This window comes from Schlesneria sp. (genome assembly GCF_036405755.1).
GTDB classification, from domain to species: domain Bacteria; phylum Planctomycetota; class Planctomycetia; order Planctomycetales; family Planctomycetaceae; genus Schlesneria; species Schlesneria sphaerica.
The window spans coordinates 1-5076 of sequence record NZ_DASWWZ010000727.1 but is presented as its reverse complement, the minus strand read 5'-3'; the positions used below and the strand labels follow the sequence as shown (position 1 = coordinate 5076).

The following is a 5076-nucleotide window of genomic DNA, read 5'->3' as shown; positions in this document are numbered from 1 at the left end:
ATTACCATCCACCTCTGGGATGAGCGGGATGTCTGTCAGTGTCGGTTCCTGCTGTGCCGAAGGGAGGCTTTGTGGTCGAGAGAGCCACGTGAATTCGGGAGTCTCGATGAGGCTCAGTGCGGGATCACCCTTTTGTCCAGTGGCAGACTCACCCGAGACCGCGGAGGCGAGATTGTTCCCTTCCGTCTTGGCGATTTCGGCTAATGCTTTTGCTCGCTTTTCTGCAAGGGTTCGTGCCTGATCGAATTTCCATGCGCGAACAACCCGTTCGTGGACAGTTTCTTCCTTAAGTTCGGTCACCCGGGCTGGAAGATCGTTAATCTTCCAGTAAGCGAATGAGCCACGTCGGGTTCGCAGGTCTGCACGACGAGGAGAATACAGCGGCATGCGGGACTCACCATTGTCCCCGCGCATCAGAACATCGCTGGCCACCGGTGAGCGCTTCTGGGACTCGAATGCCATCCCGATCGGTTCTGCCAGCAGTTGTTCATATTCCCATTCCGGGGTTTCGACATACTGAAGATTGTGCTGCTCAGCGTACTTCTTCAACTTCTCGGCGATGGTTTTCGCTTTTTCTGCCTTCTCGGTCAGGTCAGTTGTGGTGTCATAGTCCAAGCCCAATGGGACCATGAACTCGTACGCCGCGTCCAAGGCCGTTGCGATCAGGTCGAAGGCCCGCTCGCGTGCAATGGCTTCACGAATTTCCAGTTTCAGCTCATCATCGAGTTCCCGCAGCTTTGGTGTGGGGAGCGACTCTGGCGATTCGCTCAGTTTCGGAACTTCGATTTCGCTGCTTTCGGCAGCAGGTTGCTCTGGTTTTTCTGTGGTGGCTTCAGGAGATGCAGGAGCCGTTTCCGGAGCAGTAGCAGCTTCTGGCTCTTTCACTTCGTCCGTTTTTTCGGCAGCTACGGGCTCGGCGGGGGCTGCCTCAGCGGCTGGAGTTTCGGGAGCAACTTCGTCCTTCGCAGTCGGCTCGGGATTGGTTGGCTCTTCTCCGCAGGAGGATTCCGACTTGGGCTCGGTTGCGTCGATTTCTTTCTTCTCTTCAGGCTGAGTCCCTGGTTGCTCGGACTGAGGAGCCTCAGGCTGAGCCTCTTCTGCTTTGGGCTCCTCTGCCTTCGGTTCTTCTTTTACGGGCTCGGCTTCGGACTTTTCTTCCGTGGGGGCTGCGGGTTGTTCCGATTTCGGTTCTTCGGAGGCAGGTGCACTGGTGTCAGAACTCGTGGATTCACCTTCGGGTAGTTTCGGCGCGGTCGATTCTTTGGTCTCTGGGGCGCGGTACCGATCTTTATTCCGTTCGAAGTATTCCTTCACTTCTTCGTCTGTCGGATTGACGCGTTTCTCGAATTCTTCGAAGTCGGCTGTCAGGTAGGCCAGCTGGACTTTGGGCATTTGGAGAAAGCCAGGGCGTGCTTCGTCGATCCAACGGTTCGTCTTATATTTTTCAAAGAACAGTGCCAGCTCTGCATCAGAGGGCTGCGCTGTTTCACTGACGAAATCCTGGACGGGAATCGCAACTGCCTGAAGAGACTGCTTCAGATTCATCTTCTGATAGGCGTCCCAAAGCTGTTCTGGGGTCTGCTCCATGTAGCGAAGTGGTTCTCGAGTCTGAGTGTACTGTGCGAACTCGGGTCTGACCTGGACGACCGTCGCAGGCGGATAGGTCAGCTTGACTGCCAGCCGGGCTGCGAGTTCTTCCTTCAGGATGTCGAACAGTTCGCTTTCACCGAGCCGCGCTTCCCGCAGACTTTCCCGGAAGTCCTGCTGAGTCATCCGGTTATTCCCGATCTCTTTCAGGAAATCGTTCACACCTTCGTCCGAGATTCGGATACCCATTTTCTGAGCGTCCGTCAGCAGGATCTTGTATTGCACCAGTGAAGGATCATCGATTCCGCCGAAACCAGACGGCATTCCGCTTTGCACCCTTCGGGCGACCGCGTAAAGGAACTGATTTGCACGCATCCGATTTTGAGCCAGTTGTTCAAGATCGTAGCGTGTGAAGCTTCCGATCGCGGTTCGGACGACGGGCTTGCTTTGTGCCATTGCCGCAAACCCGATAAAGCCGACGAGCGCACCGACGAGTAGTCCGCCCAGACCGAATTCGGTCGCTTTCTGACGAGGGTAGCCCACGACGCACATGCCGGCGGCGCACAGAATACCGATGAGAATGGCGCCACCGACGGGCGACATCGGTCCAGTCCCTCGACCGACATAGTCGAGGAATAAGAACGAAATCATTGCGAGGACGGTGAGGACGACCATCCACTGTCTTTGATTTCGACGGATCGATGCGAAGAATGTGCTACTCATCAACGGAATCCTTTTCCTGGTTGCGGCTTCTCCCGCACGAGTTTGGCTGCACCGAACGCCGCAAAGTCAGCGCTGTTGAAACTGTCATCCGCGACGGTGATGATCGCGAAATGAAATGACAATCAGGCTGACTCGTGTGATGTTAATGACAGACTTCGTGAGAGAGCCTGTAAAGCTCGACGCTTGACAGACCCTGTTACGATTCCTTATTGGAATTCCCCGTGCGAACGTCGGCATTGTAGCCAGACATGCTCGGCACACAAGGGATTTGCTGAACACAACCATCACCCAGTCTATTCTGCTGTCGGCAGTTGCGCCACATCCACGAATGCTGGTGGGTGGGAAGTGTGTGTCGTTCGGGCCATCGGGGTCGTCCTGAGTCAATTGGTGATTGCAAACGGAAAGTTTTCCGGTGACAGAAAAGTCTATGAAACGATTGGTGATCGTCGAATCACCCGCAAAAGCCAAAAAAATCGGCAGCTATCTCGGTAATGACTATACAGTCATGGCCAGTATGGGGCATGTGCGCGACCTCCCTGAGAGTGCTAAAGATATCCCCGAAGAGATTAAGAAGACGAAGTCGAATCTCGCCAAATACGGTGTTGACGTCGACAACGAGTTTGAACCGCTGTACATCGTTAGCGATCGACGCAAGAAACTGGTGAAGGAACTGAAGGACGCGTTGAAAGGCGCCGGCGAACTGCTACTCGCAACCGACGAAGACCGCGAAGGAGAGAGCATTGGCTGGCATCTCGCGGAAGTGCTTGCGCCGAAAGTCCCCGTGAAGCGCATGGTCTTCTCGGAAATCACCAAGGAGGCCATTCAGGAAGCCGTCAAGAAGACGCGCGATCTCGACATGAATCTCGTCGCTGCTCAGGAGGCGCGCCGAATCATCGATCGCCTCTACGGTTATCGCCTCAGCCCACTCTTGTGGAAGAAGGTCAGGCCCAAGCTGTCGGCGGGGCGTGTACAGTCCGTGGCGGTGCGCGTGCTCGTGAAACGGGAACTCGAGCGACTGGCTTTCAAGTCGGGTTCGTACTGGGATTTGAAGTCAACACTGAAAACGGAAACCGGGGCAGAATTCGAGGCAACGCTGGCGACGGTTGGCGGCGAACGAGTCGCCACGGGCAAAGACTTTGACGAGCAGACGGGCAAGCTCAAGGTGGATGCCAAGGTCAAGCTGCTCGACGAAGCAGCAGCGCGAGAACTTCAAGCCCGTTTGCAGGACCAGCCCTGGGTGGTGTCGTCGGTTGAAACACGACTGCAAACCCGTAAGCCGTATGCTCCTTTCACGACCAGCACGTTACAGCAGGAGTCTAACCGCAAGCTCGGATTGACTGCCCGTGACACGATGCGGATCGCACAAAGCCTGTACGAAGACGGCTATATCACTTACATGCGAACCGACAGTGTCAATCTTTCTCAAGAGGCACTCAATGCCGCGAGAAAATCGGTGCAGGATCGCTACGGAAAAGAATACCTCAGCCCTGAACCGCGTCAGTACACGACGAAAACCAAGAACGCGCAGGAAGCTCACGAAGCCATTCGGCCCGCCGGAACGGAAATGAAGACGGCCGAAGAGCACGGTCTGTCTGGGCGTGAAGCGGCGCTCTACGCGCTCATCTGGAAACGGACCGTCGCGACGCAGATGGCAGAAGCGCAGCTGAGATTCCAGACGGTGACGGTTGCTGTCGAAGATGCTGAATTCAAAGCAACGGGTCGCCACGTCGAATTTCCCGGCTTCTTCCGTGCCTACGTCGAAGGGGTCGATGATCCGGAAGCCGCGCTCGACGATCAGGAGGCATCCTTGCCGCCACTGGCCGAGAAAGATCGACTGAACTGTTCTCTGCTCGATCCCATCGGTCATGAAACCAAGCCACCCGCACGCTACACGGAAGCCACGCTGGTGAAGGCATTGGAAGCAGATGGAATCGGCCGTCCGAGTACCTATGCCACGATTATTGACACGATTATTAATCGTGACTACGTTGTCAAACAGGGAACGCAGCTTGTACCGACGTTTACGGCGTTCGCAGTAACACAATTGCTGGAAACCTATTTCCCCAAGCTGGTCGACTTCGGGTTCACTGCCAAGATGGAGCAGGACCTCGATGATATCGCTAACGGCCAGGGGGACCGACTTCCCTACCTCCAGCATTTCTACAGCGGATCGGACGGACTCGATGCCCAGGTCAAGGCAAATGAAGAGGCAATCGATCCGCGTCTTGCCTGCACCTTGACATTCAATGGTTTGTCGTCGCGAATTCGAGTTGGAAAATTCGGTCCCTACGTGGAAACCGAACGCAACGGAGAGACCGTTACTGCGTCGATTCCTGACAGTCTGGCACCGGCGGACATCAACAATGAGATTGCTGAGAATCTGATTGATCTGAAGCAGCGGGGCCCCCAGTCGCTGGGTGAGCATCCTGAGACGGGACTGCCGATCTTCCTGCTGGTCGGGCCTTTCGGACCCTATCTGCAGCTCGGTGAGGTGGGGGAAGACGGAACCAAGCCCAAGCGGGTCTCCCTTCCCAAGACACGCGATCCGAATTCAATCACACTGAAAGACGCGCTTGATTATCTGTCGCTTCCGCGACAGCTTGGAAAGCACCCGGTGACGGGGCATGTGGTCAACGCCGGGATCGGTATGTATGGCCCCTATGTGAAACACGAGAAGACCTTCAAGTCACTGGACAAGACCGACGACGTGCTGTCCATCACCATGGAGCGGGCGCTCGAACTGCTTGCTCAGGCGAAGACGAAGGC

Annotated in this window: 1 protein-coding gene and 1 pseudogene; one reads left to right on the top strand and one right to left on the bottom strand. The window is 55.8% G+C overall.

From position 1 onward, the window contains the following. Positions 1-2310 (bottom strand): annotated as a pseudogene (locus VGE80_RS23960) (hypothetical protein); the annotation flags it as partial. A gap of 427 nt (positions 2311-2737) precedes the next feature. Here VGE80_RS23960 and topA point away from each other — a divergent pair. Then, on the top strand, positions 2738-5076 hold a 2339-nt coding region (topA, locus tag VGE80_RS23955), incomplete at its 3' end, for a type I DNA topoisomerase (RefSeq protein ID WP_440594403.1).